We start from the raw sequence: 26,791 nt of genomic DNA, 5'->3' as shown, positions 1-26,791 counted from the left end.
CCCAGTGCCTGACCACACCGGTAGATCCCGGAAGATGACAGACGCCGTCGCAGCCAGTTCGGACCGCGAGTCCCGCCGCCGCGTGACCAAGCTGATCCGGCACCTGAGCACGCCCGAAGGGCGCGCCGACCCCCACGCCGTCTACGACGAGCTGCGGGCCATGGGCCCGGCGGTACGCATGCCGTGGGGAGCCTGGATGGTCACCTCGCACGACGCGAGCCACGAGGTGCTCAGCGGATCCGGCTGGCGCACCGTGGACGCCGCCTGGCGCACCGCGCGCCAGCCGACGTGGGCGCGGCACCCGGGCCTGAAGTTCCTGCACGACTCCGCGCTCGGCACCAACCCGCCCGGGCACGCCGGGCTGCGCCGCAGCCTTGGCTCGTTCGTCTCGCCGCAGTCGGTCGCTGACCTCACACCGCAGATCGTCCAGACCGTCCACGAGTACCTCGACCGGTTCGATGCGGTGCTGCGCGCCGACGGCGAGGCGGACTTCGGGGCCCTGGTCGGCGACCGGCTGCCCATGGCGGTGCTCTGCATCGTTCTCGGGCTGCCGCGCGAGGACATCCCGCTGCTGTGCGAGATGAGCCGCATGCTCTCGAACGTGCACGACCTCGCGCCGAGCAAGGCGCGGATGGCGCAGGCCGACCGCGCGGGCAAGCTGTGGAACGCGTACTGGGAACAGCTCGTAGCCCAGCCCAGACCCCGGCTCACGGAGGACTCCCCGCTGGGAGAGTGGCTCGACGCAGAGACCGACCCCGCGGTGCGCGCGGTGGCCGGCTCCCAGCTCAACGTCATGATCGAGGCGGGCCTCGAGACGACGACGTCCCTGCTGTCCGACGGCGTGGTGCAGCTCCTGCGCCGGCCCGACCAGGCCACGTGGATGCTCGAGCACCCGGAAGCCGTGCACGGCGCCGTCGAGGAGCTGGTCCGCTTCGTATCGCCCGTACAGCTCATGACCCGGTACGCAGCGCAGGACACGGAGCTGCCGGGCGGCATCCCGGTGACAGCCGGGCAGATCGTGCACGCCGTGGTCGCCGCGGCCAACCACGACCCCGACGCCTACGACTCGCCGCACGACCTGAACCTCTCGCGCCCGCCCCGCCGCAACCTCGCCTTCGGCGTGGGCATGCACTACTGCCTAGGCGCGCCGCTGGCCCGTCTGGAAGCGACGACACTGTTCCCCGAGGTGCTGCAGCGGTTCGATCTCGAGTTCGCCGGGCCAGTGGGCTACGACGAGACCCTCGCCTTCCGCGGAACGCGTTCGGTGCCGGTACGGCGGCGACCCCGTCCAGCCGCGACCGCGGGTGCTGGTGCGGCGGTGGGTGCTGGTGCGGCGGTGGCCGCTGGTGAGAGCGCGTCCGCCGCCGGACCCGTCGTGGTCAACCGCGAGGACGCCGTGCTGGTGGTGACCCTCACGCGGCCCAACGGCGACAACCGGCTCGACCGAGCGACGCTGACCGCCCTGGGCGACGTGCTCACGACGCTGCCCGACGACGTCGCCGCCGTCGTGCTGCGCGCCGAAGGGCGCCACTTCTGCATAGGCGGCGACCTGGACGAGCTCGGCCAGCTCGCCACCAACGACCCCGACGGCTACCGGAACCTCGTCGAGCTCAGCGACGAGGTGCTGCGCGCCTGGCGCACCTGCCCGGCGGTGACAGTCGCGGCGCTGCACGGCAACGTCGCCGGAACAGGGCTCGGGCTGGCGGTCGCGAGCGACCTGCGCGTGGCCGCCGAGGACGCACGGTTCCGCGCGCCCGAGACGGTCGTCAGCATCCCGGTGGGTCCGAGTGAGGTGCTGGACCGCCTGGTCGCCGAGATCGGTTCCGGCTGGACCCGCGCGATGCTGCTGCTCGGCGATGCCATCAACGCCCAGGAGGCGCTGGAGGGCGGGCTCGTGCAATCCGTCGTCCCGACCGAGAACGTGTGGGCCGAGGCCAAGCGCCTGGCCCGGCGCATCGCCCGGCGCGACCGGGAAGCCATCCGCGTCACCAAGCAGACGATGGCCCGGCTTCCGCACGACGGTCCCGATCCGACGGAGGGCACCGACGTGTGGGAGGCACCACTAGCCCAGGCCCTGCGGCGCCGGATCACCCTTGGCGACGCGAGGTAGCGACTCCTCGTCGACGAAAGGCCGGCGGGGCCAGCGACAATGCTGGCCCCGGGAAGCGCGCCCGAGACGATCGTCAGCATTCCGGTCGGCCCGAGCGAGGTGCTGGACCGGAACTCGCGGCGACCGTCGTCCTGGCGGTCTGGAGACGGCGACCCGTCGACCCGGACGCCGGCAAGTTCACGTTCAAGGAGCACGCCGAGCACTGGCGGACGCTCCAGGTCCATCGCGGCAACACAGAGGACCAGGTCGACGTGGTTCTTGAGATCCGAACCTACCCACGGTTGGGACACCTGCCGCTAGCCCCGATCGACTCCGAGGACATCCAGTCGACTTCCACGATCTGCGTCACTACTACGCGAGCCCGCGCATCCGCCACGGCGCGCCCGTCAAGGCGGTTCAGGCACGACTGGGCCACAAGGACGCGAGTGAGACCCTGGACACCTACTGGTATCACCACGGCCTTCAGGCCAGGCGACCATGGCGCAACTGCGAACGTGATCTCGCGCCTGGAAGCCTCCGACTGGTGCTCCGATGCAGGTCAGGGCGTTAAAAGCGGACGAGCCGGTCTGTACGCCGGGTTCTGTTCCCACGCCGGGTTACCCCCGCGCGGGCGACGGCCATCCATCTAGGCCCTGCGTTGCCGCAGGGCTCGAGCGGTCTACCCGACTGTGCTTCTCAACAGAGAATCGGGCGGGCCGCCCTCAAACACAGTCTGTCTGACCTTGCTCCAGGTGGGGTTTACCTAGCCGCTACCGTCACCGGCAGCGCTGGTGGTCTCTTACACCACCGTTTCACCCTTACCCCAGGTCCTAAGATCTGGGGCGGTCTGTTTTCTGTGGCACTGTCCCGCGGGTCACCCCGGGTGGCTGTTAACCACCACCTTGCCCTGTGGAGCCCGGACGTTCCTCGGCGGGCGCCCGAGGGCACCCAACGCGACCGTCCGACCGACTCGTCCGCAGGTAGAAGAGTACCGCCAAGTCGTCGCACCGCCCGTCAGACGTCGACGCGGTACGCGAGCGCTAGCTCGTCCCCCGAGACGCCGCGGATCCCCCAGTTCTCCTTCGGACTCTCCAGGATGACCACCTCGAGGTCGTTCGCGGCCAGTCCGAGGTGCGGCGCGACGTCGTCGTACAGCGCCGCGATGAGGGCACGCTTGGCCTTGCGGGTGCGGCCGGTGAAGCAGACGATCTCCACGACGAGGTAGGCGTCCGAGCGCGGGGCGACCAGGTCGCCGTCGTCCAGGAGGAGGAAGCGGTGGAACCGCTTGTCCGCCGGAAGCCGCCAGGTGCGCACGAGCGCGACATGCAGCGCGTCGGAGATCTCCGCACGTCGCTCGCCCCACACGGACCGGTTCCCGTACACCTTGATCTGGGCCATGCTCGGAAACCCTAGCCAGCCGTGTCGGCCGGCCGCCTTAGGCTGAGCGGGTGATGTTGCTCCTCCCGCCCTCCGAGGGCAAGACCCCCGCGCCCGACGGCGCAGCTCCCCTCGACCTGGACGCCCTGGTCCACCCGGAGCTCACCGCACGCCGCGAGCAGGTCTTGGCCGATCTCGGACGGGTCAGCGCACGACCGGACGCGACCTCGGTGCTCGGGGTCAGCGCCGGGCTCGCCGACGAGGTCGCGCGCAACACGGCGCTCCGCGAAGCGCCGTCGGCCCGCGCGGCGGAGGTGTACACGGGTGTCCTGTACGCGGCAGCAGGCCTGGCCACGCTGCCCGACGGCGCCGCGCGGCGCGCCCAGGCGAGCGTGCTCACCTTCTCGGGCCTGTGGGGTGTCGTCGCACCCGGTGACCGCATCCCCGCCTACCGGCTCAGCATGGGCGTCGGCCTGCCCGACGTCGGCCGCCTCGCCACGTTCTGGAAGCCCGCCCTCGCGGAGGTCCTCGACGCGCGGGCGGCTGGCGACGTCGTCGTCGACTGCCGTTCCGGCACCTATGTGGCGGCGTGGAAGCCGCGGACGACGGGCGAGGGGTCCGCCGACTGGGTCGAGGTGCGCGTGCTGCGCGAGACCGACGGGAAGCGGACGGTGGTGTCGCACAACGCGAAGCACACGCGCGGTGTGCTGGCCGGGCACCTCCTTCGCCGGGAGCCCGAGGCCCGGACCAGCGAGGACGTGCTCAAGGCCGCACAGGAGCTGGTGGGCTCCGTCGTGCTCACCGAGATCGGCTCGGGCAGGGACCAGACCCTGATCGAGGCCAACCTGCTGGACGCCAAGCCCCGCGGCCCCAGGACCCTGGAGCTCGTGCTCGCCTGAGCCATCTCTCCTTCGAGGCCTAAGCTACTTCGCTTTCGAGGGTCTGAAAGCGAAGCAACTTAGGCCTCGAAGGAGAGAGTCGGGCCCCAAACCCTGGCGCAGTCGCCCGCCGGGCGGTTGGATGGCCGGTCATGACGACAAGCAGCTTGACGGACGCCCGGGTCGCGGTGGCAGCGGCGTTCTTCGCACAAGGCTTCGTCTTCATCAGCCTGACCACTCGCCTGCCCCGGTTCCTGGAGCGCTGGGGCCTCGACGAGATCGCCCTGTCGCTGCTGCTGCTCATGATGGTGCTGCTCGCCGGCGTCGGATCCCTGGTCGCGGAGCACGCGGCGCGGAACGTCGGCAGCGCAGCCACGCTGCGGCTCGGGCTCGCGCTGATGGTCGTGGCGGTGCCCGCGATCACGCTGGCGCCGGCGATCGGCGTCTTCGTGGGCGGGGTCGCGGTGTACGGGGTCGCGCTCGGCCTGGTCGACGCCACGACCAACATGCAGGGCGTCGACCTGGAGCACCGGTACGGCCGGCCCATCCTGCCGTCGTCGCACGGATACTGGACCACCGGTGGCATCAGCGCCGCCGTCCTGGTGCTCGCGACCGGGCACCTCTCCCCCGCCGTGGGAGCGTTCGTGGCGGTGGTCCCGATGCTGATCGCGTTCGCGCGCTTCCTTCCGCACGTCGTGGCGACCCAGCGGATCGCACCGCCAGGCCCCGCCGCGGACGACGGGCCGGTCCCGTGGCGCCCCATCTGGCTCGTGGGGCTCGGGCTGGTCGTGTTCTACATGGTCGACACCACCGCAGCGGCGTGGGGCCCCGTCTACCTGGCGCGCTCGTTCGACGCTCCCGGCAACCTCGTCGCGCTCGCGACCTTTCCCTACCTCGTGACCTCGATCGTCGTGCGCCTGGCGGGCGGCCGTCTCGTGACCCGGTTCGGCGTGGCGCCGCTGCTCCGCGTCGGGGCTGTCATGGCCTGCGGTGCGCTGGCCCTGGTGGCGCTCGCGCCGTCGTGGCAGGTCGCGGTGGTGGGCTTCACGATCCTCGGCGCGGCAGTCGCTCTGGTGGCGCCGCTCAGCTTCTCGGCCGCTGGACGCATCGCGGCGGGCACGGCAGGCACGGCGAACGACCCGGTCGCCGGAACGGCCGCCGGCCCCGCCCCCGAGCCCGACCGCGCGCGCACCGACGCCGTCATCGCGCGCTTCAACCAGTTCAACTACGTGGGCGCCCTGCTCGGCTCCGTACTCACGGGGTTCGTCGGGGCGGACAACCTCCGGCTCGGGTTCGCCCTTCCCGCGGTGCTGGTGCTGGCGTTGGTGCCCCTCGCCCCGGCATTCGCCCGGGGAACGCTCAAGCGTTCAGGCGACCGTCCGGTCACCTGGCAGTAGGCCGGCGGCTCACCGGGACGGCTCAGCCGTCGGTCGGCACGCCGGCGGCGACCACCTCGGCGGAGCCGTCCTCCCACAGCCGCACCACCGACAGGGAGGCGGGCGGGATCCGCAGCCGAGCCCAGTGCGAGGCCGGCGCCCCCAGCGCCTGCCCGACGACGGTCCGGATCTGCGCCACGTGCCCCACCGCCACCACCGTGCGGCCCACGCCGCCGGCCAGCAGGTCGGCGACACCGGCCCAGACGCGCGCGCCGAGCTGCGCGTAGGACTCGCCGCCCGGTGGCACGAAGCTGCCCGTCGAGCGCCAGCGCGCCAGCTCGCCCGGCCAGCCCTGCTCGATCTCGGGCGCGGTGAGCCCCTCCCACTCCCCGTACCGGCACTCGGCGAACCGGTCCTCGGTGGTGACGTGCAGCCCGAGGCGCCGTCCGACGGCGGTCGCCGTCTCCTGGGTGCGCACGGTCGGCGAGGCGACGAGCGCCGTCGGACGCGGGAGGTCCGGCCAGAGGCCGCCGCTACGCTTGCCGCCCGTCGAACCCGCACCGGTCCGCGCGGCACGTCCGATGCGGAAGACGGCGTCAGCGGCCTGCGCGGCCTGGAGCCGGCCCTGCGCGGTCAGGGGCGGGCCGGGAACGTCGGACCCGGAGTATCCTCCGGCCTCCGTCAGCGGCGTCACCCCGTGCCGGACGAAGACCACGGTGAGCGGGAGCGCGCCGTCGGACCGCGCAGGCACGGCCGGTGGACGCCGGTGCGCGTCGGCCCCGGGCGCCTCGCTCATCCGGCGGCAGCGCCGGTCGTCGCGCCGGAGACGCGCACCAGGATCCGGCCGCACTCCTCGCAGCGCACCACGGCGTCGGGGGCCGCGTTCTTGATGGTCGCCAGGTCGCCCGGCGGGAGGTCCATCCGGCAGCCCTCGCAGCGGTTGCCGTTGAGCACCGCCGCGCCCGTGCCGCCCAGCTGCGTCCGGATCTTCTCGTAGAGCGTGACCAGGGCGGTGTCGAGCCCCTCGGCCGCCTTGGCCCGCTCGCCCGCCATCGCCTGGACCTGCGCGTCGATCTGGGCCCAGCCGGCGTCGCGCTCGGCCTCGACCTTCGTCTTCTCAGCGACGAGCTCGCCGTTGGCGGCCTCGACCTTGGCCAGCGCGTCCTCGTGCGCCTCGAGCCGCTCCATGACGTCGAGCTCGATCTCCTCCAGCGCAGCCTGGCGCGTGGCGAGCGAGCCGAGCTCGTCGGTGAGCGCCACGGCGTCCTTGGCGCTCACGCCACCGGCGTCGAGCCGCTGCTGGTCGCGGTCGGCGCGGTTGCGCACCTGCTCGACGTCGGCCTCCGCCTTGGTGAGCTCACGCTTGAGGTCGGCGACCCGCGTACGTGACTCGACGAGCGAGGCGCGCAGGTCGGCGATCCGGCCGTCGAGCTCCGCCAGCGTCGCGAGCGCCGGCAGGTTCTTGCGCTGGTGAGCGAGCTGCTGGGCCCGGGTGTCGAGCGCCTGGACCTCCAGCAGCCTGCGCTGGTCTTCGGGCGGTGCGGTAGCCACGGGAGGCGTCCTCTCGGTCGGGTGCTGGGGGGGCGGTCCAACGCTACCCCGCGCCCGCCCGCGCGGAGTCCACCCGCCTGCCCCGGCTCAGGAAGACGGGACCCGGCCGGTCCAGGGGTCGGTCACGAGCTCGCTGACGCGCGCCTCCACCGCCAGCCCGTCGGTCGCGAGCGCCGCGGCGAGGTCCTCGACGGCGTAGCGCAGCCAGGGCCATTCGCTCGCGTAGTGGGCCGTGTCCACGAGGAACGGGGTGCCCGCCGGTCCACGGGCGCCGGCGGTGCGGGCCTCGAACTCGGCCCGTTCCCGCAGCTCGGAGGCGGGGTGGTGGCGCAGGTCGGAGGTCACGTAGACGTCGGCGGACGCCGCGCGCACGGCGTCGAAGTAGCCGTCACCGGATCCGCCGAGGACGGCGGCGGTGGTCACCGTGGCGTCCGGGTCGCCGGAGAACCGGATGCCTTGCGCTGTGGCGGGCAGCGCTGCCGCGACGCGACGGGCGAAGCCGGCCAGCGTGGTGGGTTCGGTGAGCCGGCCGACCCGGCCGATGCCGCGATCGGTGCCGTAGTCGGTGCCCTGGCCGTGGCCGTCCGTCTCGCCGGCGGCGCTCACCTCGAGCGGCCGCCGGTCGGTGATGCCGACGAGGTCGGCGAGCGCGTCCGCCACGCCGCGCGGGGCGGCGTCGGCGTTGGTGTGCGCGACGTGCAGGGCGCACCCGCCGGTCAGGAGCCGGTGCACGACTGATCCCTTGAAGGTGGTGGCGGCCACGGAGCTCACCCCGCGCAGGAACAGCGGGTGGTGCGTGACGAGCAGGTCGGCGCCCCACTCCAGGGCCTGGTCGACGACGGCCGTCACCGGGTCGACCGCGAACAGCACCTTGCGGACGGGTGCGGCCGGGTCGCCGGCCACGAGCCCGACGGCGTCCCAGCCCTCCGCCGTCGACGGTGGGTAGAGGCCGTCGAGCGCGCCGACGACCTGGGCCAGGGTGGGGCGTGCGGGGATGTCGGCGCTGCTCACGCCTTGCAGCGTAGTACGCGGCGGGACGGCGGGTCTCGGCGGGAGCCATCTGTTCACCGACCTGCCCGCCGCGGTCGAGCACGCCCAATCGCACGTCCTGGAGGCGCAGAGGACATAGGCTCGTGCCGTGACCGAGTCAGCCCCCCGCATGAACGTCGAGTCGTTCAACCTGGACCACCGCGCCGTCGCCGCTCCGTACGTGCGGCTTGCCGACCGCAAGCAGCTCGCGGGAGGGGACGTGATCGTCAAGTACGACGTCCGGTTCACGCAGCCCAACGTCGCGCACCTGGAGATGCCGACGGTGCACTCCCTCGAGCACCTGTTCGCCGAGCACTCGCGCAACCATTCCGACGCCGTCCTGGACTTCTCCCCCATGGGCTGCCAGACCGGCTTCTACCTGATGCTGCAGGGCGACCTCGCCTACGCGGACGTGCTTCAGCTCGTCGAGGCGACGATGCGCGACATCGTCACGGCGTCGGAGGTGCCCGCCGCGAACGAGGTGCAGTGCGGCTGGGGAGCGAACCACTCCCTGGCCGGCGCGCAGGAGGCCGCCTCGGTGTTCCTGTCGGCGCGCGGTGTCTGGTCGCAGGTGTTCGCCGACGGTGCGCCGGGCGAGGCGTCGGCGAGTGACGCGGCGGCACGCGACGCGGCGGCACGCGACGCGGCGGCCCGCGAGGCCGCGGCACGCGACGCGGTCACCGACCGGTGAGCGCCCCGACACCCGTCGCCGTCGTGCTCGTCGCGATGGACGACGAGGCCGCGCCCTTCCTCGAGCTGGCGTCCGAGGTGGGTGAGCCGGAGCGCGTGGGCCTCGCCGAGTACCGGCGCGTCACGCTCGCCGGCCGGCCCGTCGTGCTGGTGCGCAGCGGGATCGGCTTCGTCAACGCGACCGCGGCGGGCGCGAGCGCGATCCTCCGCCATGGCGCGGGCGTGCCGCTGATCAGTGCGGGCAGCGCGGGCGGCCTCGCGAAGGACATCGCCGTGGGCGACGTCGTCCTGGGCGTCCGCCTCGTGAACGCGGACGCCGACGCGCGCGCCTTCGGGTACGTGCTCGGCCAGGTCCCTGGCATGCCCGAGGCGTACGACGCCGCCCCCGTGCTCGCCGACGCCGTCCGGCGGGCCGCCGCCGAAGTCGGGGCGCGCGAACCCGCAGACGGTCAGGGACGCCCCGGGCTGCGCGAGGGCGCCATCGGTTCCGGCGAGAAGTTCGCCACCACCGACCTGGCCCTGCGGCTCCGCGCCGACTTCCCCGACATCCTCGCCGTCGACATGGAGTCCGCCGCGCTGGCGCAGCTGTGCCACAACTTCGGCGCCCGATTCGTGTCGGTGCGGGCGGTCTCCGACCTGTGCGCGCCCGACGGCACCGAGTTCCTCACGCACGTCGACGACGCCGCGCTGCGCTCGGCGCAGGTCGTCACCGCGGCGGTCGGGTTGCTGCCGGACTGAGCCGCTGGGGCCTACGCGACGGCAGTGCTCTCGTCGGCGCTGGCCCGCAGCTGCTTCACGGCGCACGCGACGAGCGCTGCCCGACGCCGGTCCTGGCCGGCGTGGACGACGATGCGGCGCGAGACGCCCGGGCGCATCAGAGGCTTCGTCACGAGCCCCGGGACGAGGTCCGGCACGGCCAGCCGCGGCAGCACGGTGACGCCGATCCCCGCGGCCACGAGCCGGAGCGCCGCCCGGTGGTCGTCGAGCCGGGCGGCATAGCGCGGCGTGAAACCGGCAGCGCTGCATGCGCCCAGGACGATCCGTCCGATCGGGCTGTCATAGATGTCGTGGTCGACCCACGGCTGTTGCGCCAGGTCGCGGAGGCTCACCTCGGACGCGCCGGCCAGCGGGTGCACCGCCGGGAGCACGGCGACGAGCTCCTCGACGACGAGCTCGTGGCGCGCGTACCCGTCGAGACGGATGCCGGCGCCGTCGGCCGGTTCGGTACGGATGCCGAGGTCCGGCCGCCGCCGTCCGCGCCCGTCGACCGGTTCGTTGAGGCTGATCTCGACGGTGAGGTTCGGCTGGAGCCGCCGAACGGCGCGCACCACCGCCGGCATCCACTGCTCGGCCGCCGAGGCGAAGCAGGCGACGGCCAGGTGCTGCCCCTGACCGCCCCGGAGGTCCGCCACCGCCCGTTCGAAACGGCCGAAGTCGGCCAGGAGCGCCTGTGCCTGGTCGGCCAGCTCCCGGGCGGCGTCCGTGGCGGCGATCCCGCGGCCCTGCTTCTCGAACAGGACGAGCCCGGTCTCCCGCGCGAGCGCGGCCATGTGCTGGCTGATCGTGGCGGGCGAGTAGCTGAGGTTCCGGGCCGCCCCGTTGATCGATCCGGCGGCCAGGACCGCGCGCAGGATCTCGAGCCGTCGTGGATTGAGCATGAAGCCGACCGTAGGGCAGACCTGACCGTAAGGCATCTGCGAACGGTCAGCCGCTTTTGTGTGCTTGTGCTGACTCTTTCGAGCGGTCGACGATAGCCCTGTCCGCAGCAGCTCCACGTGGAGGGATGACCATGGATACGACGTTCTGGGACGATGCCGAGCGGCTCCTGATCCGCTACGGCCCGAGCTTCACCCCGCGGGTCATCGAACGGGCCTCGGGCGCGTACGTCTATGACAGCGACGGGACGCCGATCCTCGACTTCACCTCGGGGCAGATGAGCTCCATCCTCGGCCACGCGCACCCGGACATCGTGTCGACGGTCTCGTCGGCCGTCGCGTCGCTGGACCACCTCTTCAGCGGCATGCTCAGCGCCCCTGTGCTGGGGCTGGCCCGGCGGCTCGCCGGGACGCTGCCCGCCCCGCTGGGCAAGACCATGCTGCTGAGCACCGGGGCCGAGGCCAACGAGGCCGCGATCAAGATGGCCAAGCTCCGCACGGGCCGCTACGAGATCGTCTCGTTCGACCGCTCCTGGCACGGCATGACCCAGGGTGCGGCCTCCGCCACGTTCTCCGCCGGACGGCGCGGCTACGGTCCGCCCACTCCGGGCAATCTCGCCCTGCCCACCCCGAACGCCTACCGGTCACCGTTCCGGTCGCCCGACGGGTCCTACGACTGGGAGGCCGAGCTGGCCTACGGCTTCGCGCTCGTCGACCAGCAGTCCGCCGGCAGCCTCGCCGCCTGCGTCGTCGAGCCGATCCTGTCCTCGGGCGGGATCATCGAGCTGCCGCTCGGCTATCTGCGCCGGCTCAAGGAGATGTGCGAGGAGCGCGGGATGCTGCTCATCCTCGACGAGGCGCAGACCGGCCTTGGCCGTACCGGCGACATGTACGCGTTCGAGCGGGACGGCGTCGTCCCGGACATCCTGACGCTGTCGAAGACCCTCGGTGCAGGGCTGCCCGTCGCGGCCGTCGTCACGTCCGCGGAGATCGAGGAGGTCTGCCACGACCGGGGGTTTCTCTTCTACACGACGCACGTCTCGGACCCGCTGGCGGCCGCTGTCGGGCTGACCGTGCTCGACGTCATCGAGCGGGAGCGGCTCGTCGCCCGTGCGGCGACGCTGGGCGAGCAGCTCACCGGCCGCCTGGAGTCGCTCCGGGAGCGGTACGACGTGGTCGGCGACGTGCGCGGCCGGGGTCTGCTCCAGGGCATCGAGCTGGTGCGGGACAAGCGGAGCAAGACGCCCGCCGACGCGCTGGGCAACGCCGTCACCTCGGCCTGCCTGGACCGGGGCCTGCACATGAACATCGTGCAGCTGCCGGGGATGGGCGGCATCTTCCGCATCGCACCGCCCCTCACGATCAGCGAGGACGACCTGCATGCCGGGCTGGACATCCTGGAGGCCTCGCTCCGGGCGGTGCTGGACGCTCAGTCCTTGGCGTCCGCGTAGCTCTCCGTCACGGCGACACTGAGCGGAAAGTCCACCGGGAAGTCGCCGAAGAGCAGGCGCCCGGCCTCGTCGGCGGCGGCGCGCACCTCCTGGGCCACCGCTTCGGCGAGTGCGGCCGGGGCATGCACCACCACCTCGTCGTGCAGGAAGAACACCAGGTGCGGACGACGGTCGAACGGTGCGGGGGCCAGACCCGGCGGGCAACCGGTGGAGTCCTCGCCCAGCGCCCACAGCCGACGACGGATGGACGCGATCCAGCACAACGCCCACTCCGCGGCGGTCCCCTGGACGACGAAGTTCCGGGTGAACCGCCCCCACGAGCGCGTCTGGCTGCGGGCGCGCGACTGGACGTCCGCCCCGGCGTCCTCGTCGAACGCGGAACCCTGCACGGCGGCCCAGGAGTCACCGGGCAGCGGCGAGCTGCGGCCCAGCCGGGTGGTGACCTTCTCACCACGCTCCCCGGCGCGCGCTGCGCGTTCGACGAGCTCGATGGCCTGCGGGAAGGCCCGGGCGAGCCGCGGCAGCACCTGGGCGCTGACCCCCGTGGTGCCCCCGTACATGGCCCCGAGCATGCCCACCTTCGCGTGCTCGCGGGAGTCGACGGCGCCTGCCGCGACGATGCCCGCGTACATGTCGGTGCTGGCGCCGTCCTTGCTGCGGCCCGCCGCCGCCATGCGCTCGTCGCGCGCGAGGGCGGCCAGCACACGTGGTTCGAGCTGCGCCGCGTCGGCGACGACGAAGGTCCAGCCCGGATCCGCCGCGACCGCCCGCCGGACGTTGTGGGGCAGCTGGAGGGCACCGCCTCCGGTGCTCGCCCATCGGCCGGTCACGACACCGCCCACCACGTACTCCATCCGGAACCTGCCGTCCGGCGCCCACGTGTCGAGCCAGTTCCAGCCGTTCGCCGTGTAGAGACGGTAGAGCCCCTTGTACTCGAGGAGCGGGGCGATCACCGGGTGGTCGAGCTTCTCCAGCTCCCACTTGCGCAGGCTCCGCGCGCCCACCCCCGCGTACTCCATGGCGCGCAGCAGGTCAGGATGGGAGTCGGGGTTGAGCGTCGGCGGGGCGTCGATGGCGTCCCGGATCCGGTTGGCCAGGTCTTCCAGCTTCGCCGGCCGGGCGCCCGGACGTGGCCGCGGCCCGAGTGCCTCGGTGAGGATCTCGTCGTGGATGTCGCCGCGCCACGGCAGTCCGGCGTGATGCATCTCGGCAGCCGCGAGCGCCCCGGCGGACTCCGCCGCGAGCAGGAGCCGGAGGCGACCGGGGTCGGTGCTGTCCTTGAGCGTGAGCAGCTGCGCGGTCAGCTCGACGGCGGGGTCGAGGTGGTTCTCGGGGGCGAGCGGCCTGTCGGTGGGGCCGCGGACCTGGTCCGGGGCACGGCGTTCGTCCTGCTCCCGAGTGCTGCCCGGTCCGGCATCGTGACTCCGGCGGTTGCCCGCAGGGTGGTCGGTGCGCGCCGGTGCGGTGATCTCGCCGAGGTCGAAGAGCGGCTCGGAGCCGGGGTGGCGATCGGGCCGGAGCAGCGCGGCTGCCGTCGGGCCGCCCGGGGGTGGGACGGGCGCGAGGCGGTCCCATGCGGTGGGCCCTGCCTCGGCGAGTGCGGTGCGTGCCGACAGGACCGAGGCGCGCAGCACCGCGTGCGCCAGCCGCAGGTCGTGCGCCCGGTCGACCCGGACGCCGTCGGCGAGGAGCGCCGGGTACCAGCTGTTCGTGTCGTCCCAGGCCCAGCGGGTGTGCGACGCCTCGTCCGCGGCCACCTCGCGCGCCAGCGCGGATGCCGCGACGACGCGTTGCTCCCCGGCCGGCGCACCGGAGTCGGACACCGGTCGTAGACCGATGCCCGACCCCTCACCTGAGACCACCGTGTACATGGAGCCCAGTGTGCCGTGCCCCACTGACACGCATCGGACAGGGCCGCGTGGTCGGCAGAAAGTCAGGTGGTCGGCAGCCCGGAATACCGATCACCTGACGTTCTACCGACCACGGTTGCCGGGCCGGGGCCCGGGCCGGGGCCGGGCCGGCCCCGGCCGGGCCGGGGCGGGGCGGGGCGGGGCGGGGCTACGGGACCAGTCGGTGCAGGTCCCTCGGGAACGGGGTCACCTCGCGGATGTTCGCCGCCCCGACGAGTCGCGCCACCCAGCGCTCCAGGCCGATCGCGAACCCGCCGTGCGGCGGCATGCCGTGCCGGAACGCCGCCAGGTACGACGCGTACGCGGCCGGGTCCTCGCCCCCCCGCGCCTCGATCGCCGCGACGTAGTCGGCGTGCCGGTGCAGGCGCTGGCCGCCGGTGACCAGCTCGAGCCCCCGGAACAGCAGGTCGAAGCTGTTGCTCCAGCGCGCGTCTCCCGGCGCGGCGCCCGCGCCCGTCTCCGGGTGGGTGTAGAACGGCCGCTTGGCCATGGGGTAGCCCTCGACGGCGACGAAGTCGGACCCGTGCTCGGTCATCGCCCACTCGCCCAGCGCGCGCTCGTGCTCCGGTGCGAGGTCCGGCTCGTCGGCGGGCGCCCCGACCAGCGCCAGGGCGTCGGCGAAGTGGATCACGGGGAACCGCGCGGGGACCTCCGGCACCTCGAGGCCGAGCCGTTCGGCAGCCCCGGAGCCGCGTACGGCGTCGGTCATGCCTGCGAGCACGTCGCGCAGCACTCCCAGCACGTCGCGATGGTCGCGCACGAACCCGAGCTCGACGTCCAGGGAGCGGTACTCCGCCAGGTGCCGCACCGTGTCGTGCGGTTCGGCCCGGAAGACCGGGCCCACCTCGTAGACCCGCTCGAAGACGCCGACCATCTGCTGCTTGTAGAACTGCGGCGACTGTGCCAGGTACGCGGGCCGGCCGAAGTAGTCCACCGGGAACACGTTCGCCCCCGACTCGGTGGCCGTGCCCACGAGCTTGGGCGTGCAGACCTCGGTGAACCCCGCCGCGTCGAGCGTCGAGCGGAAACCGCGCAGGCTAGCCGCCGCGACCTTCCAGCGCGCCTTCTGCGCGGGGTGGCGCCAGGCGACCGCCGCATGGTCGAGCAGGGTCGGCAGGGCGACCGTAAGGGCGGGCCGCCAGAGCTCTACCGGCGGGGTCTCCGCGGCGTCCGTGAGCGGCGTGATCACGGGTTCCGTGATCTCCACGCCGCCTGGGGCCTGCGGGTTGGCGGTGACCGTTCCGGTCACCTCCACGGTGGTCTCCTCGGGCGGCACCTGCGGCGACACGCGCGACGCCTGCTGCCCGGCACCGGAGCCCTGCCCGAAGCCGACGGCTGCGGCGCGCACCACGACCTGGGCGAGGCCGGTGCGGTCGCGCAGCACGAGGAACGTCACGGTCGCCAGCTCGCGCCGTCGGTGGACCCAGCCCTGCAGTCGCACGACCGATCCCGGCGGGACGGCGGCAAGGTCGTGCGCCAGGGTGCGGACCGGGACGCCCACCGGCCCTTCGGTCGCCGCGCGAGCGGGTGCGCTCGGCGCGGTCATGGACGTGGCCGGGATTGCGAAGGTGGTCTCATCAGTCCTCCAGAGAGCGAAGGCCCTGGAGGAGCGGGCGGGGGCTAGGTCGCGGTGCCACCACTCCTTTGCCGGGAGACCCCGGCCTCTCGTCGGTACGCCGCACGCGCGGGCGGGGCGTTCGCCCGGTCGTCCGGGCCGAGGGTCGTCACGCCTCACGCTCGCCGGCACCAACGTTATGCCCGACGGCGGGGCGCCCGCCAGCCCGTTTCCCTCATCGGCCGGCGTCGAGACGGCCGGTGTCGAGACGGCCGGTGTCGAGCCACCGCAGCACGGCCTGCCCGACGGCGTCGGCGTCCTCCAGCGGCGCGAGGTGGCCGCGCTCCGCGAACGCCACCACCTCGGGGTCTCCGGGGAGCGCCGTCGCGAGCCGTGCGGCCTGCTCGAACGGGATCCACGGGTCGGCTACGCCCCAGCCGATGCGGACCGGGCAGCGCACCCGGTCGAGCCGGTCCACGACCGGTGCCGTGTGCGTCGGCGAGAGCTGGGCGATCTGCCGGTAGAACGCGGCCTGCCCGACCTCGTCGAGCCAGGGCTGGGCGAGCGCCTCGACCACGTCGTCGGACAGGCGGTGGTTGGCGGCGCCCGCGATGTACTCCCGGACCAGGGCCGCGTGCAGGGGGCCGGGCACCGCCGCGAAGACCGGCTCGTTCTCGGCCACGAGCCGGAAGAACGGCGACCCCCACGGATCGAGCGTCACTATGTCGAGCAGGAACAGGCTCGCGAGCTCGACGTCCTCCATCAGGTGCGCGCCCAGCGCTACCGCTCCTCCGATGTCGTGGGCCGCCACGTGGGGCCGGTCCAGCGACCAGTGCCGCAGCAGCGCGGCGAACCTCCGCCGCTGGGCGACGAGGTCGACGGGGTACACCGGATCCTTCGTCGACGCGCCGTACCCGGGCATGTCCCACAAGAACACGCGGTGGTCCTGGCTCAGCGTACGGGCCACCGGCGCCCACACGCGTGCGGACCACGGGGTGCCGTGGCAGAGCACGACGTCGCCGACCGGTGTCCGGTCCGCCGGCTCGAGCACGTAGGTGGCGACGCGGGCGCCGTCGGCCCCGCCGACGTCGACGAAGACCGGTGCGGGCAGTGCGGTGCGGGCCGCGGCAGGCTGTGGAGCAGGCATGGGCCGACGGTAGGACGTCGAGGTCCGTCGGTCCACCAGACTGCGCGCGACAGGATCCGAGCAGGGTCCGTAGAGTGCCCGGCTCCGGCTACTTGAGGCCCACCGGTGTCGCGTCCGCCGGTGCCGCATCGAGCAGCGAGGTGAGGAGCCCGGGAAAGCGGGCCTCCAGGTCGTCGGATCGCAGGTGCACGTAACACCGCGTCCCCTCGTCACGGGTCCGGGTCACGCCGGCGCTGCGGAGCGTCTTCAGGTGATGGCTCAGCGTCGACTTCGACACCGGCGCATCGAGCTCGCCCCACTGGCGTTCCTCGCCGTCCGCCAGAAGGTAGACCACGCCGAGGCGAAGTGGGTCGGCGAGGGCGGACAGCACCTTGGCCAGCGTGATCTCGCTGACGTCCGGGTGTTCGGCGTTCCGCATGGCGCCATGATATCCGGCCCGAGCGGCAGGTTAGGTGATCCTAACTCTATTGCTATGCTCGCAGTGTGATGACACGTTGTCAGCACGTTGCCCCGCGCGGAGGAGAGAATTCATGAGCCTTGCCGTCGAGGAAGACATCCCGCTGTCCGCCCTGCTTCGCGAGGGCACCCGCGCCGACCACGGCGCCGCCAACTCCGAGGACTTCATCGAGCAGCTCATGTCCGGAGCGCTGAACCGGGCCGCCTACGCCGACCTGTCGGCCCAGCTGCTCGTGGTCTACGAGGCGCTCGAAGAGGCCGGTGCCGCCGTACGCGGCGACGAACGGGGCGCCGGCCTCGTCTTCAACGAGCTCACGCGGGTCCCCGCCATCGAACAGGACCTGGCCTTCCTGTACGGGGCCTCCTGGCGCGAGGAGATCCGGATCCTGCCCGCGACGCGGGAGTACGCGGACCGCGTGCGCGAGGTGAGTGGCAGCCTGCCGCACTACGCCGCGCACTCGTACACCCGCTATCTGGGCGACCTGTCGGGCGGCCAGATCGTGAAGCGCATGATGAAGCAGCACTACGACCTGGACGGCGACGGCGTGGCCTTCTACACGTTCCCCGACATCCCCAAGATCAAGCTGTTCAAGGACGCGTACCGCAACGAGCTCGACGACCTCGGCCTGAACGACGACGAGGTGGCCGCGACGCTCGCTGAGGCGCACCACGCGTTCCACCTGAACCGTGTGGTGTTCACCGGGCTCGCCGAGATCCACTGCTGAACCTGGACACCCTTCCGGCACGTCAGCCGCTCAGGTCACGAGAGTGAGCTGAGCGGCTGACACGTCGAGGGGCGGCCGCCTGGCTCGTGATAATTTGTTCGATGTTCTACGTACATCGAACAAGGAGACGCGTTGACGGTCCAGACGACAGTCCAGCCCCAGGAGTCCCTGGCCGGGTCGGTGGTGATCGTCACCGGTGCCGGCTCCGGCATCGGCCGCGCAGCCGCCCGTGCGTTCGCCCGGGCCGGAGCACACGTGCTCGGCGTCGGGCGTCGCCCCGGGGCCCTCGCCGAGACCGCCGACGGACATGCCGGAATCGCCACACTGTCGGCAGACCTTCGCGCCCCCGAGGCGCCCCGGAGCATCATCGACGCCGCGACGGACCGGTGGGGCCGCCTGGACGTGCTGGTCAACAACGCGGGTGCCACCGCGATGATGCCACTGGCCGAGACCACGGCCGAGGGCATCGACGGGCTGCTCAGCCTCAACGTCACCGCACCGAGCCTGCTTGCCCGCGCCGCACTGCCGCACCTGCTCCGGTCCAAGGGCTCGATCGTCAACGTCTCCAGCACCTACGGGCACCGGCCGCTCCCCGGGGCTGCCCACTACGCGGCGTCCAAGGCCGCCGTCGAGCAGCTCACCCGCAGCTGGGCACTGGAGCTGGCCGGCGGCGGCGTCCGGGTCAATGCCGTGGCGCCGGGCCCCACCGAGAGCCAGGCGCTCAGCGCCGCCGGTCTGCCCGACACCGCCGTCGAGCAGATCAAGCGCGACGAGGCCGCTCGCATCCCGCTCGGCCGGCGCGGTGAGCCCGACGAGGTCGCCTCATGGATCGTGCGGCTGGCCGACCCGGCAACCACCTGGCTCACGGGCCAGGTCCTCGCGGTCGACGGCGGACTGCACCTCACCTGATGACCCATCTCACATGTTGAGAATCCTCACAGCCTGAACCTGTCACGGATCGCGGCCTGCGGTGGTCGGATTGAGTATGAACACCACCGAACGTCGAATCTCAACGACAGTGCTGGTCATCGGGACGGGCGGGTCGGGGCTTCGCGCCGCGATCGAGCTCGCAGAACAGGGTGTCGACGTGCTGGCCCTCGGCAAGCGGCCACGCATGGACGCCCACACCTCGCTCGCGGCGGGAGGCATCAACGCCGCGCTCGGCACGATGGACGCCGAGGACAGCTGGCAGCAGCACGCCGCCGACACCATCAAGGAGAGCTACTTCCTGGCCAACCCGCACACGGCCGAGATCGTCGCCCAGGGGGCAGCCCAGGGCATCGCCGACCTCGAGCGGTACGGCATGGCCTTCGCGCGGGAGGACGACGGGCGCATCTCGCAGCGGTTCTTCGGCGCGCACACGTACCGGCGCACCGCGTTCGCCGGCGACTACACCGGCCTGGAGATCCAGCGCTCGCTGGTCAACCGGGCGGTACAGCTCGACATCCCGGTCCTCGACTCGGTCTACGTCACCCGGATCCTCACCCACGACGGCGCGGTGTTCGGCGCCTACGGGTTCGATCTGACCGACGGCACGCCCTACCTGATCCACGCCGACGCCGTGATCCTCGCGGCAGGCGGCCACAACCGGATCTGGCGGCGCACGTCGTCGCGGCGCGACGAGAACACCGGCGACTCGTTCCGGCTCGCCGTCGAGGCGGGCGCGCGCCTGCGGGACCCGGAGCTGGTGCAGTTCCACCCGTCCGGCATCATCGAGCCCGAGAACGCCGCGGGCACCCTCATCTCCGAGGCGGCGCGGGGCGAGGGCGGCATCCTGCGCAACGCCCTGGGCGAGCGGTTCATGGAGCGCTACGACCCCGAGCGGATGGAGCTGTCGACCCGCGACCGGGTGGCGCTCGCCGCGTACACGGAGATCAAGGAGGGACGGGGCACCGAGAACGGCGGCGTCTGGCTCGACGTCTCGCACCTGCCGCGCGAGACGATCATGACGCGCCTGCCGCGCGTCTACCAGACGATGCTCGAGCTGCAGATGCTCGACATCACGGCCGAGCCCATCGAGATCGCCCCCACCGCCCACTACTCCATGGGCGGGGTGTGGGTCCGGCCGGAGGACCACAGCACGGAGGTGGACGGTCTCTACGCGATCGGCGAGGCGTCCAGCGGCCTGCACGGCGCCAACCGGCTCGGCGGCAACTCCCTGATCGAGCTGCTGGTGTTCGGCCGCATCGTCGGCCGGGCCGCCGCCGCCTACTCCGCCGGGCTGGAGGCGCAGCGTCGTTCGCACGAGGCCGAGGCCGAGGCCCGCGCAGAGGTCGCCGACCTGCTGGCCGCCGACGGGCACGAGAACGTGCGTGCCCTGCAGCGCGCGGTGCGCAACACGATGACCGAGCACGCCGGCGTCGTGCGGGACGAGCAGGGGCTGACCGCGGGCCTGCGGGAGCTGGACGAGATCGAGGTGCGCGCCAAGGAGGTCGGTATCCACCCGGACATCGCCGGGTTCCAGGACCTGGCGCACGCCTTCGACCTCAAGGCGTCGCTCATCGCCGCGCGCGCCACGCTGGAGGCCGCCCGCGAGCGCCGCGAGACCCGCGGGTGCCACAACCGCTCGGACTACCCGGACCTCGACCCCGCGCTGCAGGTGAACCTGGTCTGGTCCCCGCGCACGGGCGTGGTCCGCGAGCAGATCCCGGCGATCCCGGACGAGATCGCCGCTCTGGTCGAGACCCAGGAGATCTCGCAGGAGGGCAAGCTGGTCGAGTAGCCGTTGAGTGCGGGGTATTTGCGCTCCTGGCGGTCCCTGGAGCGCAAATACCCCGCACTCAACTTGGGCCGTGGTCGGTCCAGGTCGGCCAGATGCGGGCAGAGTCCGTGCGGCGGAGGTGGCCGCCCAGGTGCATGGCTCGCCAGACGCCGCGGTAGCCGGGCAGGATCCCTGAGGCGATGATCACGTGGCCGACGACGACGGGGGTCACCACGTACGTCGCCCACCGGTGCACCAGCAGGAACCAGACGAAGGCCGGGCCTCCGCTGACGAGCGCCAGCCCGACTCCCGAGACGACGAGGGCGAGCAGCGTCACGACGAGCACCAGGTTGGCGATGCGCTGCCCGGGGTCGAACCGGCCCTCGTGCCGCCCGAACCGCCCGGTGAAGATCGCGGCCGGCCACCGCCGGAACCAGGCGGCGTCACCGCGGTGGAACCGGACGGACTCCCGCCAGAAGATGCGCCACCCCCGCGCGCCGACGACGGCGGCCAGCGCAGTCAGCCCCGCGAGGACCCAGCCGGTGACGGTGTGCAGCTCCGCGTCGGAGGCCCCCGTGGCTCTCGCGAGCACGCTCGGCCTGCCCTCCTGGCCCAGCTGCAGCCACCACCCCGTGGCCAGGAGCACGAGGACCGTCACGTAGACGCCGGCGTGGAACCAGCGGGCGAGCCGTCCGTTGCGCTCGACGGTGCCTGCCGAGTCAGTACCCATCGCTGGTGCCGGAGTCGCCGCCCGTGTCGCTCCCCGTGCCGCCGGCTCCGGCGGTCACGGTGACCTCGGTCTCCACCCCGGCGGGCGAGTGGTCGGCGTTGCGCAGCGACGCGTTGACCACGTGCTCGCCCTCCGGCAGGTCGGCGATCTCGACGCTGTCGCTCTCGACCACCTGGTACTCCTGGTCGTCGCCGTCGAAGAAGACGTGGACGTGGTGGGCGCCGGAGTCCGTCGGACCGAGCTCCTCGCTGGAGGCGAGCTCGACGGTGAACGGCACCTCGACGGTGTCGCCGTCCTGCGGCGACGTGATCTCGAGGGTCATGCCGCCCGCCTCCGCGTCGCCACCACCACCGGCCCCACCGCCGTAGCCGCCACCGGTGCCACCCGTGCCGCCGTCTCCCCCGCCACAACCCGCTGCGAGCAGCACGGTCAGTGCCGCACCGGCGACGAGCCTCGCTCCTCGTGGTCCGTGCCCCCGTAGTCTGAACATGGCTCCTCCTCGTTCCGGTCGTCCTCGTGGGCTTCCGTCACAGGTCCTTACGTGGCGTGGCCCCCGGACGGATCTCTCGCCCGACGGCGCAATCCGTGAACGGCGAGATCCACGAGCGGTGCGTGCACGTAGGAAAGGACATGACGGCATCGGACGAGGCACTCCTCGCCGGGATGGCCGCGGACGACCCGGACGCGGCCGCCGTCTTCGTGCGCCGGCACCAGGCGCGGGTGTACGGGCTCGCGCTCTTCGTGGTGGGCATCCCCGCCGTCGCGGAGGAGGTAGCGCAAGAGGCCTTCGTGCGCGCGTGGCGGCACGCCGACGCCTTCGACCCGCGCCGTGGCCGGGCCACGACGTGGCTCCTCGCGATCGCCCGGCATGCCGCGATCGACGTGCTGCGCGTGCGGCGTGACGTCCCCGTCGACCCCGTGGTCATGGTGGAGACGATCGTGGACCCGGACCCCGACCGCCTCGCCGAACGCGTGGCGACCGGCACCACCGTGAACGCGGCCCTCGCCCGGGTGCCACGCGAGCAGGCGACGGCGGTCGTGCTCGCCGCGGTCTTCGGGCTCAGCGGTGCCGAGATCGCCGAACGGACCGGTGTACCGCTGGGCACGGCCAAGACCCGTGTCCGCCTGGGGCTGCGGCACCTGCGCGACGAGCTGGCGAGCACGAGGGAGGTCGAGACGCCATGACGACCGGACGGTGCGCCGCGCTGCGGGACGCGCTCACCGAGGTGGCGCTGGGCGTCGCCGACGGCACCACGCGCGGCACGGTGCTGACGCACCTCGCGACCTGCGAGAGGTGCCGGGACGACCTCGCGTCGCTGGCCGCCGCGGCCGACGAGCTGCTCCTGCTCGTCCCGGAGCGTGAACCCTCGGCGGGTTTCGAGGGCCGCGTGCTCGCCCGGCTCACGTCCGACGGGTCCGCCCGTCCGGCCGGCTCGTCCGCCCTGGCCGACGGCCGCGTCGCACCCGTCGGCCCGGCTGCCGTCCGGCGGCACAAGGCACGGACGGTCGTCCTCGCCGGGGCGCTCGGCGTGGCGCTGCTCGGCGTCGGCGGCGCGGGGGTGTGGGTCGCCACGGAACCGGACCGCGACCTCGCCGCCGCCTACCGCACGACGCTCGACACGGCGGACGGCCGCTACCTCGCGGCCGCCGACCTCACGACCGACGGGGCGTCCGGGGACCCGACACGGTCGGTCGGCACGGTCTTCCTCTACGAGGGCAACCCGTCCTGGGCGTACGTGGTGGTTCGCGGCGCCGGGACTGCGCCGAGCTACACGGTCGCGGTCACCGTCGCCACGGGCACCGCGGCCGACGGCGGAGCAGGCGCCGCACCAGAGAGCGGAGCGGGGACCGGGTCGGACGCCGGGGACCGCTACCCCTACCGATCGGGCTCCGGTGGAGCAGGCTCCGGCGAGGCACGCCCGCAGCCCCCGCGTCCCGACCCCGCACCAGGCACTCGCGAGGTCCTGCTCGGGTCGTGCGTCGTGGACGCGGGCACCTGCTCGGCCGGCGGCGTGCTCGACGTCGCCGTGCACGACGTCGTGGCCATCCGGCTGACCGCCCCGGACGGCGAGACGTGGGCGACCGCGACCCCATGGTGAGCGGGCAGGCCGATTTGAAAGCATCTAGCCACTTTTTATTCGGGTACCATGGCCCCATGGCAGATCTGGCAGTTCGAGCCGACGTCGAGCACCTGGTGTCGACGTTCTACGAGGCGGCGTTCCAGGACCCGCTGATCGGGCCGGTGTTCACCGAGATCGCGAAGATGGACCTCGACCACCACCTCCCGATCATGTGCGACTTCTGGGAGACGGTGCTGTTCAACGCCGGCCTCTACAAGCGCAACGCGCTGCAGGTGCACTTCGCCCTGCACTCCCGGCACCCGCTCGGGCCGGACCACTTCGAGCGGTGGGTGACCCTGTGGTCCGCGACGGTCGACGCCCGGTACTCCGGGCCGATCGCGGACCGTGCGAAGCTGCAGGCGGGCCGGATCGCCGAGTCCATGCAGCGGCGCCTGGCCGGGCGGTCGGGCAGCCTGCTCGAGACGATCAGCCGCCGCGAGGGCATGGCGCCCGCACCGGAGGTGTGAGGATCAGCCCGATGACAGGACGAAGCGAGGACTACCACGCGGCACTGGCCTCGACCAGCCGCCGCCAGGTCCTGGACGTCCTCCTCGCGGCGGCAGAGCCGCTGGACGCGGCCGGTGTCGCCGAGGCACTCGCGCTGCACGTCACCACCGCGCGCTTCCACCTGGACCAGCTCGCCGACGCGGGCCTGGCCCGGCGTCGGCCCAGCGCGGAGAAGCGACGCGGGCGGCCACGCATCCTCTACGCGCCGGCCGGGGCCGCACACGACTCCGATGCCCGCGAACAGCTCATCGGGGTACTCGCCGACACGCTGGCCCGCGAGAACGAGCCCGCGGCCGACGCGACCAGCGCGGGCCGGCGGTGGGCCGACACCTTCGACACGCCGGCCGCCGACGGGCCCGTCGGTGGCCTGGTCGAGGTGCTCGACCGGATCGGGTTCGACCCGGAGCTGACGCCGGACGGGCAGGCGATCCAGCTGCACGCCTGCCCGTTCCGCGGCGCCGCCAGGGAACATCCCGAGGTCGTGTGCTCCGTGCACCGCGGCCTGGTCCAGCGGCTGCTCGAGAGCACCGGTCCGGCAGCCCAGCTCGTCCCCTTCGTCGAGCCGGAGCTGTGCCTCATCACGCTCGACCGGCCGGCGACCAGCTGACCGGTCGCCCGGCGAGCGCCGTCACCCCGCGAGCGCCGCCACCCCGATCGTGACCAGCAGCAGCACCTTGAGGCACTCCAGGACGACGTACCCGATGTGGAGCCCTCTCCGCGCACGCCCACCGGTCGCCCCTCCGATCCGGAGCCGAGCGTCCATCCGGGGCCGCAGCACGCCCGCCCCCAGCGCGACGACGAGCGCGACGGCGGCGGTCAGCCCGGCACGCCACCACGGCACCTCCGGGAGCGCGAGCACGACGGCGACGGCGAGCGTGACCGCGAAGACCGCCTCGACCGCGTTGAGCGCCCGGAACACCAGCCGGCCGATCCCGACTCCGAGCTGAACGGTGATCCCCGGGGCCCGGAACTTCAGCGGAGTCTCCAGGAACGAGATCCCCAGCACCATCCCGAGCCAGGTGAACGCAACCGCGACCTGCACAGCCGACACGACATCCATCACGCACCGCTTCCCGATTAAAATGTGGCTTGTCCTTTCTATCACCGACCCGAGGTCGGGTCGCACCCCTCGTCGTGCCAAACCGTGGGACGCCAGGACGGCCTGCTGCCGCCAGTGCGTATCGTGTCGCTGCCCTTGCACCACCCGAACGGAGAATTCGCGTGCCCCACTTGGACGAGCGCCTCATCCCGGTCTTCGACGAGGTCATCACCCGCAATCCCGGGGAGACCGAGTTCCATCAGGCCGTGCGCGAGGTGCTGGAGAGCCTCGGCCCCGTCGTCGCCAAGCACCCCCGGTACACCGACGCTGAGGTGATCCGCAGGCTGTGCGAGCCGGAGCGGCAGATCATCTTCCGGGTGCCGTGGACCGACGACGCCGGGCGGGTGCAGCTCAACCGCGGCTTCCGGGTCGAGTTCAACTCCGCGCTCGGCCCGTACAAGGGCGGCCTGCGGTTCCACCCGTCCGTGTACCTGGGGATCGTGAAGTTCCTCGGCTTCGAGCAGATCTTCAAGAACTCCCTCAGCGGGCTGCCGATCGGCGGGGCCAAGGGCGGCAGCGACTTCGACCCGAAGGGCCGCAGCGAGGCCGAGGTCATGCGCTTCTGCCAGTCGTTCATGACGGAGCTGTACCGCCACCTCGGCGAGTACACCGACGTCCCGGCCGGCGACATCGGCGTGGGCGAACGTGAGGTCGGCTACCTCTTCGGGCAGTACAAGCGCATCACCAACCGGTACGAGTCCGGTGTCCTCACCGGAAAGGGCCTCAGCTGGGGCGGGTCCCAGGTGCGCACGGAGGCCACCGGGTACGGGACGGTCTTCTTCGTCAACGAGATGCTCGCCCACGCGGGCCAGTCCTTCGACGGCAAGCAGGTCGTCGTGTCCGGCTCCGGCAACGTCGCGATCTACGCGATCGAGAAGGCTCACCAGCTCGGCGCCCGCGTGGTCGCGTGCTCCGACTCCGACGGGTACGTCGTCGACGAGGCCGGCATCGACCTGGACCTGCTCAAGGAGATCAAGAACGGCCACCGCGGCCGGGTCGCCGACTACGCGAAGGGCCGCAGCAGCGCGCGCTACGTGGCGGGCGGGTCGATCTGGCAGGTGCCCTGCGACATCGCGCTGCCGTGCGCCACGCAGAACGAGCTGACCGGCACCGACGCGAAGGGGCTCGTCGAGAACGGCTGCCTGATCGTCGCAGAGGGCGCCAACATGCCGACCACACCCGACGCGATCCGGCTCCTCCGTGACGCGGGCGTCCGGTTCGCGCCCGGGAAGGCCGCGAACGCGGGCGGCGTCGCCACCAGCGCGCTCGAGATGCAGCAGAACGCCTCGCGCGACTCGTGGAGCTTCGAGCACACCGAGGCACGCCTCGCCGAGATCATGCGGTCCGTCCACCACCGGACGCTGGAGACCGCCGACGAGTACGACGTGCCCGGCGACTACGTGGCGGGCGCGAACATCGCCGGCTTCACCCGGGTCGCGGACGCCATGCTCCACCTCGGACTCATCTGACCACCACGACAGGACGCCGGCTCCCCGGTCTCGACCGGCTGTTCGACCTGCTGTTCGACCGGCTGTCCGACCGGCTGGGCGGCCTCGCGGAACAGGGACGGCAGGTCACGGTGGGCCACGAGATCCTGTTCCGCGAGAGCGCGCCGGCGCAGCCGCGCTGAAGCAGGCTCAGCTCAGCCACCACACCTCACCCCACCTAGCTCAGCTCAGCTCAGCCCAGCTCAGCTCAGCGAGGTCGTGACTTTGCATCGAGGTCGGCACAGGCCTGTGCCGACC

25 protein-coding genes, 1 other RNA gene and 2 pseudogenes are annotated in these 26,791 nt (G+C 72.7%); 15 read left to right on the top strand and 13 right to left on the bottom strand.

Annotated elements, in window-relative coordinates; translation table 11 throughout:
• Positions 1-34: 34 nt before the first annotated feature.
• Both AB0F40_RS15395 and AB0F40_RS15390 read left to right on the top strand, forming a co-directional pair.
• Positions 35-2,110, top strand: a complete 2,076-nt coding sequence (locus tag AB0F40_RS15395) for a cytochrome P450 (RefSeq protein WP_357468940.1) — start codon at positions 35-37, stop codon at positions 2,108-2,110.
• A gap of 334 nt (positions 2,111-2,444) precedes the next feature.
• Positions 2,445-2,660, top strand: a pseudogene (locus tag AB0F40_RS15390) (tyrosine-type recombinase/integrase); the annotation flags it as partial.
• Positions 2,661-2,663: 3 nt separating this feature from the next.
• Here the strand turns inward: AB0F40_RS15390 and rnpB are convergent.
• Positions 2,664-3,062: RNase P RNA component class A (gene rnpB, locus AB0F40_RS15385), an RNA gene on the bottom strand.
• Between the two features lie 41 nt (positions 3,063-3,103).
• A complete protein-coding gene (locus AB0F40_RS15380) occupies positions 3,104-3,487 on the bottom strand; it encodes a tautomerase family protein (protein ID WP_357468937.1) in 384 nt (127 codons plus the stop codon).
• A gap of 50 nt (positions 3,488-3,537) precedes the next feature.
• On the opposite strand from AB0F40_RS15380, the gene AB0F40_RS15375 reads away from it, so the two are divergent.
• Positions 3,538-4,365 (top strand): peroxide stress protein YaaA, encoded by an 828-nt coding sequence (locus AB0F40_RS15375; protein WP_357468934.1) that lies wholly within the window; start codon positions 3,538-3,540, stop codon positions 4,363-4,365.
• Positions 4,366-4,496: 131 nt separating this feature from the next.
• A complete protein-coding gene (locus AB0F40_RS15370) occupies positions 4,497-5,741 on the top strand; it encodes an MFS transporter (protein WP_357468931.1) in 1,245 nt (414 codons plus the stop codon).
• A gap of 22 nt (positions 5,742-5,763) precedes the next feature.
• On the opposite strand, the gene AB0F40_RS15365 is transcribed toward AB0F40_RS15370, so the two are convergent.
• The 3 genes from AB0F40_RS15365 to AB0F40_RS15355 all read right to left on the bottom strand — a co-directional run bounded on the left by AB0F40_RS15365 (position 5,764) and on the right by AB0F40_RS15355 (position 8,282).
• Positions 5,764-6,516 carry a histidine phosphatase family protein gene (locus AB0F40_RS15365; RefSeq protein ID WP_357468928.1) on the bottom strand — a complete coding sequence of 251 codons (753 nt, stop codon included), beginning with the start codon at positions 6,514-6,516 and terminating at the stop codon, positions 5,764-5,766.
• Complete coding sequence (locus tag AB0F40_RS15360; protein WP_357468925.1) at positions 6,513-7,271, bottom strand: C4-type zinc ribbon domain-containing protein; 759 nt, start codon at positions 7,269-7,271, stop codon at positions 6,513-6,515. Before AB0F40_RS15360 ends, AB0F40_RS15365 begins: the two co-directional genes overlap by 4 nt.
• An 87-nt stretch (positions 7,272-7,358) precedes the next feature.
• Complete coding sequence (locus AB0F40_RS15355; RefSeq protein ID WP_357468922.1) at positions 7,359-8,282, bottom strand: Nif3-like dinuclear metal center hexameric protein; 924 nt, start codon at positions 8,280-8,282, stop codon at positions 7,359-7,361.
• 148 nt (positions 8,283-8,430) lie between these two features.
• On the opposite strand from AB0F40_RS15355, the pseudogene AB0F40_RS15350 reads away from it, so the two are divergent.
• Positions 8,431-8,880 (top strand): annotated as a pseudogene (locus tag AB0F40_RS15350) (S-ribosylhomocysteine lyase); the annotation flags it as partial.
• Between the two features lie 107 nt (positions 8,881-8,987).
• Complete coding sequence (gene mtnN / locus AB0F40_RS15345) at positions 8,988-9,728, top strand: 5'-methylthioadenosine/S-adenosylhomocysteine nucleosidase (protein WP_357468919.1); 741 nt, start codon at positions 8,988-8,990, stop codon at positions 9,726-9,728.
• A gap of 11 nt (positions 9,729-9,739) precedes the next feature.
• Here mtnN and AB0F40_RS15340 read toward each other — a convergent pair whose 3' ends face one another.
• On the bottom strand, positions 9,740-10,648 hold the full coding sequence (locus AB0F40_RS15340; protein WP_357468916.1) for a LysR family transcriptional regulator: 909 nt from the start codon (positions 10,646-10,648) through the stop codon (positions 9,740-9,742).
• Between the two features lie 131 nt (positions 10,649-10,779).
• Between AB0F40_RS15340 and AB0F40_RS15335 the strand changes: the two genes are divergently transcribed.
• On the top strand, positions 10,780-12,096 hold the full coding sequence (locus AB0F40_RS15335) for an aspartate aminotransferase family protein (RefSeq protein ID WP_357468914.1): 1,317 nt from the start codon (positions 10,780-10,782) through the stop codon (positions 12,094-12,096).
• Here AB0F40_RS15335 and AB0F40_RS15330 read toward each other — a convergent pair.
• The 4 genes from AB0F40_RS15330 to AB0F40_RS15315 form a co-directional block, all read right to left on the bottom strand.
• A complete protein-coding gene (locus tag AB0F40_RS15330) occupies positions 12,075-13,967 on the bottom strand; it encodes a bifunctional 3'-5' exonuclease/DNA polymerase (RefSeq protein WP_357468911.1) in 1,893 nt (630 codons plus the stop codon). The genes AB0F40_RS15335 and AB0F40_RS15330 overlap by 22 nt on opposite strands.
• A gap of 187 nt (positions 13,968-14,154) precedes the next feature.
• The gene (aspS, locus tag AB0F40_RS15325; RefSeq protein ID WP_357468908.1) at positions 14,155-15,552 is read right to left on the bottom strand and encodes an aspartate--tRNA(Asn) ligase; all 1,398 of its coding nucleotides are present in this window, start codon (positions 15,550-15,552) and stop codon (positions 14,155-14,157) included.
• Between the two features lie 244 nt (positions 15,553-15,796).
• A complete protein-coding gene (locus tag AB0F40_RS15320) occupies positions 15,797-16,708 on the bottom strand; it encodes an alpha/beta hydrolase (RefSeq protein ID WP_357468905.1) in 912 nt (303 codons plus the stop codon).
• Between the two features lie 88 nt (positions 16,709-16,796).
• Positions 16,797-17,126 (bottom strand): metalloregulator ArsR/SmtB family transcription factor, encoded by a 330-nt coding sequence (locus AB0F40_RS15315; RefSeq protein WP_357468902.1) that lies wholly within the window; start codon positions 17,124-17,126, stop codon positions 16,797-16,799.
• A gap of 112 nt (positions 17,127-17,238) precedes the next feature.
• On the opposite strand from AB0F40_RS15315, the gene AB0F40_RS15310 reads away from it, so the two are divergent.
• The 3 genes from AB0F40_RS15310 (at position 17,239) to AB0F40_RS15300 (ending at position 20,611) form a co-directional block, all read left to right on the top strand.
• Positions 17,239-17,889: a biliverdin-producing heme oxygenase gene (locus tag AB0F40_RS15310; protein WP_357468899.1), complete on the top strand. Its 651-nt coding sequence runs from the start codon at positions 17,239-17,241 to the stop codon at positions 17,887-17,889.
• 132 nt (positions 17,890-18,021) lie between these two features.
• Complete coding sequence (locus AB0F40_RS15305; protein ID WP_357468896.1) at positions 18,022-18,798, top strand: SDR family oxidoreductase; 777 nt, start codon at positions 18,022-18,024, stop codon at positions 18,796-18,798.
• Positions 18,799-18,874: 76 nt separating this feature from the next.
• Positions 18,875-20,611 (top strand): FAD-binding protein, encoded by a 1,737-nt coding sequence (locus tag AB0F40_RS15300; protein ID WP_357468893.1) that lies wholly within the window; start codon positions 18,875-18,877, stop codon positions 20,609-20,611.
• Positions 20,612-20,669: 58 nt separating this feature from the next.
• Here AB0F40_RS15300 and AB0F40_RS15295 read toward each other — a convergent pair whose 3' ends face one another.
• Both AB0F40_RS15295 and AB0F40_RS15290 read right to left on the bottom strand, forming a co-directional pair.
• Complete coding sequence (locus tag AB0F40_RS15295; protein ID WP_357468890.1) at positions 20,670-21,320, bottom strand: cytochrome b/b6 domain-containing protein; 651 nt, start codon at positions 21,318-21,320, stop codon at positions 20,670-20,672.
• Positions 21,310-21,810 carry a hypothetical protein gene (locus AB0F40_RS15290; protein WP_357468887.1) on the bottom strand — a complete coding sequence of 167 codons (501 nt, stop codon included), beginning with the start codon at positions 21,808-21,810 and terminating at the stop codon, positions 21,310-21,312. The genes AB0F40_RS15295 and AB0F40_RS15290 overlap by 11 nt, the downstream gene beginning before the upstream one ends.
• Before the next feature lie 140 nt (positions 21,811-21,950).
• On the opposite strand from AB0F40_RS15290, the gene AB0F40_RS15285 reads away from it, so the two are divergent.
• Genes AB0F40_RS15285 through AB0F40_RS15270 form a run of 4 tightly spaced genes read left to right on the top strand, consistent with a single transcriptional unit; the run spans position 21,951 to position 24,554 of the window.
• Complete coding sequence (locus AB0F40_RS15285; RefSeq protein WP_357468884.1) at positions 21,951-22,505, top strand: sigma-70 family RNA polymerase sigma factor; 555 nt, start codon at positions 21,951-21,953, stop codon at positions 22,503-22,505.
• Positions 22,502-23,419, top strand: coding sequence for a hypothetical protein (locus AB0F40_RS15280; RefSeq protein WP_357468881.1), 918 nt, complete (start codon positions 22,502-22,504; stop codon positions 23,417-23,419). The genes AB0F40_RS15285 and AB0F40_RS15280 overlap by 4 nt, the downstream gene beginning before the upstream one ends.
• 56 nt (positions 23,420-23,475) lie before the next feature.
• Entirely contained in the window at positions 23,476-23,907 is a 432-nt protein-coding gene (locus tag AB0F40_RS15275) for a group III truncated hemoglobin (protein WP_357468878.1), read from the top strand.
• A gap of 11 nt (positions 23,908-23,918) precedes the next feature.
• Positions 23,919-24,554: a helix-turn-helix domain-containing protein gene (locus tag AB0F40_RS15270; protein ID WP_357468875.1), complete on the top strand. Its 636-nt coding sequence runs from the start codon at positions 23,919-23,921 to the stop codon at positions 24,552-24,554.
• Positions 24,555-24,575: 21 nt separating this feature from the next.
• On the opposite strand, the gene AB0F40_RS15265 is transcribed toward AB0F40_RS15270, so the two are convergent.
• Positions 24,576-24,998, bottom strand: coding sequence for a hypothetical protein (locus AB0F40_RS15265; protein WP_357468872.1), 423 nt, complete (start codon positions 24,996-24,998; stop codon positions 24,576-24,578).
• 170 nt (positions 24,999-25,168) lie between these two features.
• Here AB0F40_RS15265 and gdhA point away from each other — a divergent pair, with 170 nt between their 5' ends.
• Positions 25,169-26,515, top strand: coding sequence for an NADP-specific glutamate dehydrogenase (gdhA, locus tag AB0F40_RS15260; RefSeq protein ID WP_357468869.1), 1,347 nt, complete (start codon positions 25,169-25,171; stop codon positions 26,513-26,515).
• Positions 26,516-26,791: the final 276 nt, after the last annotated feature.

Origin of the sequence: Promicromonospora sp. NPDC023987 (assembly GCF_040639055.1) — a bacterium.
GTDB lineage: Bacteria > Actinomycetota > Actinomycetes > Actinomycetales > Cellulomonadaceae > Promicromonospora.
This window is presented reverse-complemented; position numbering and strand designations above follow the sequence as displayed.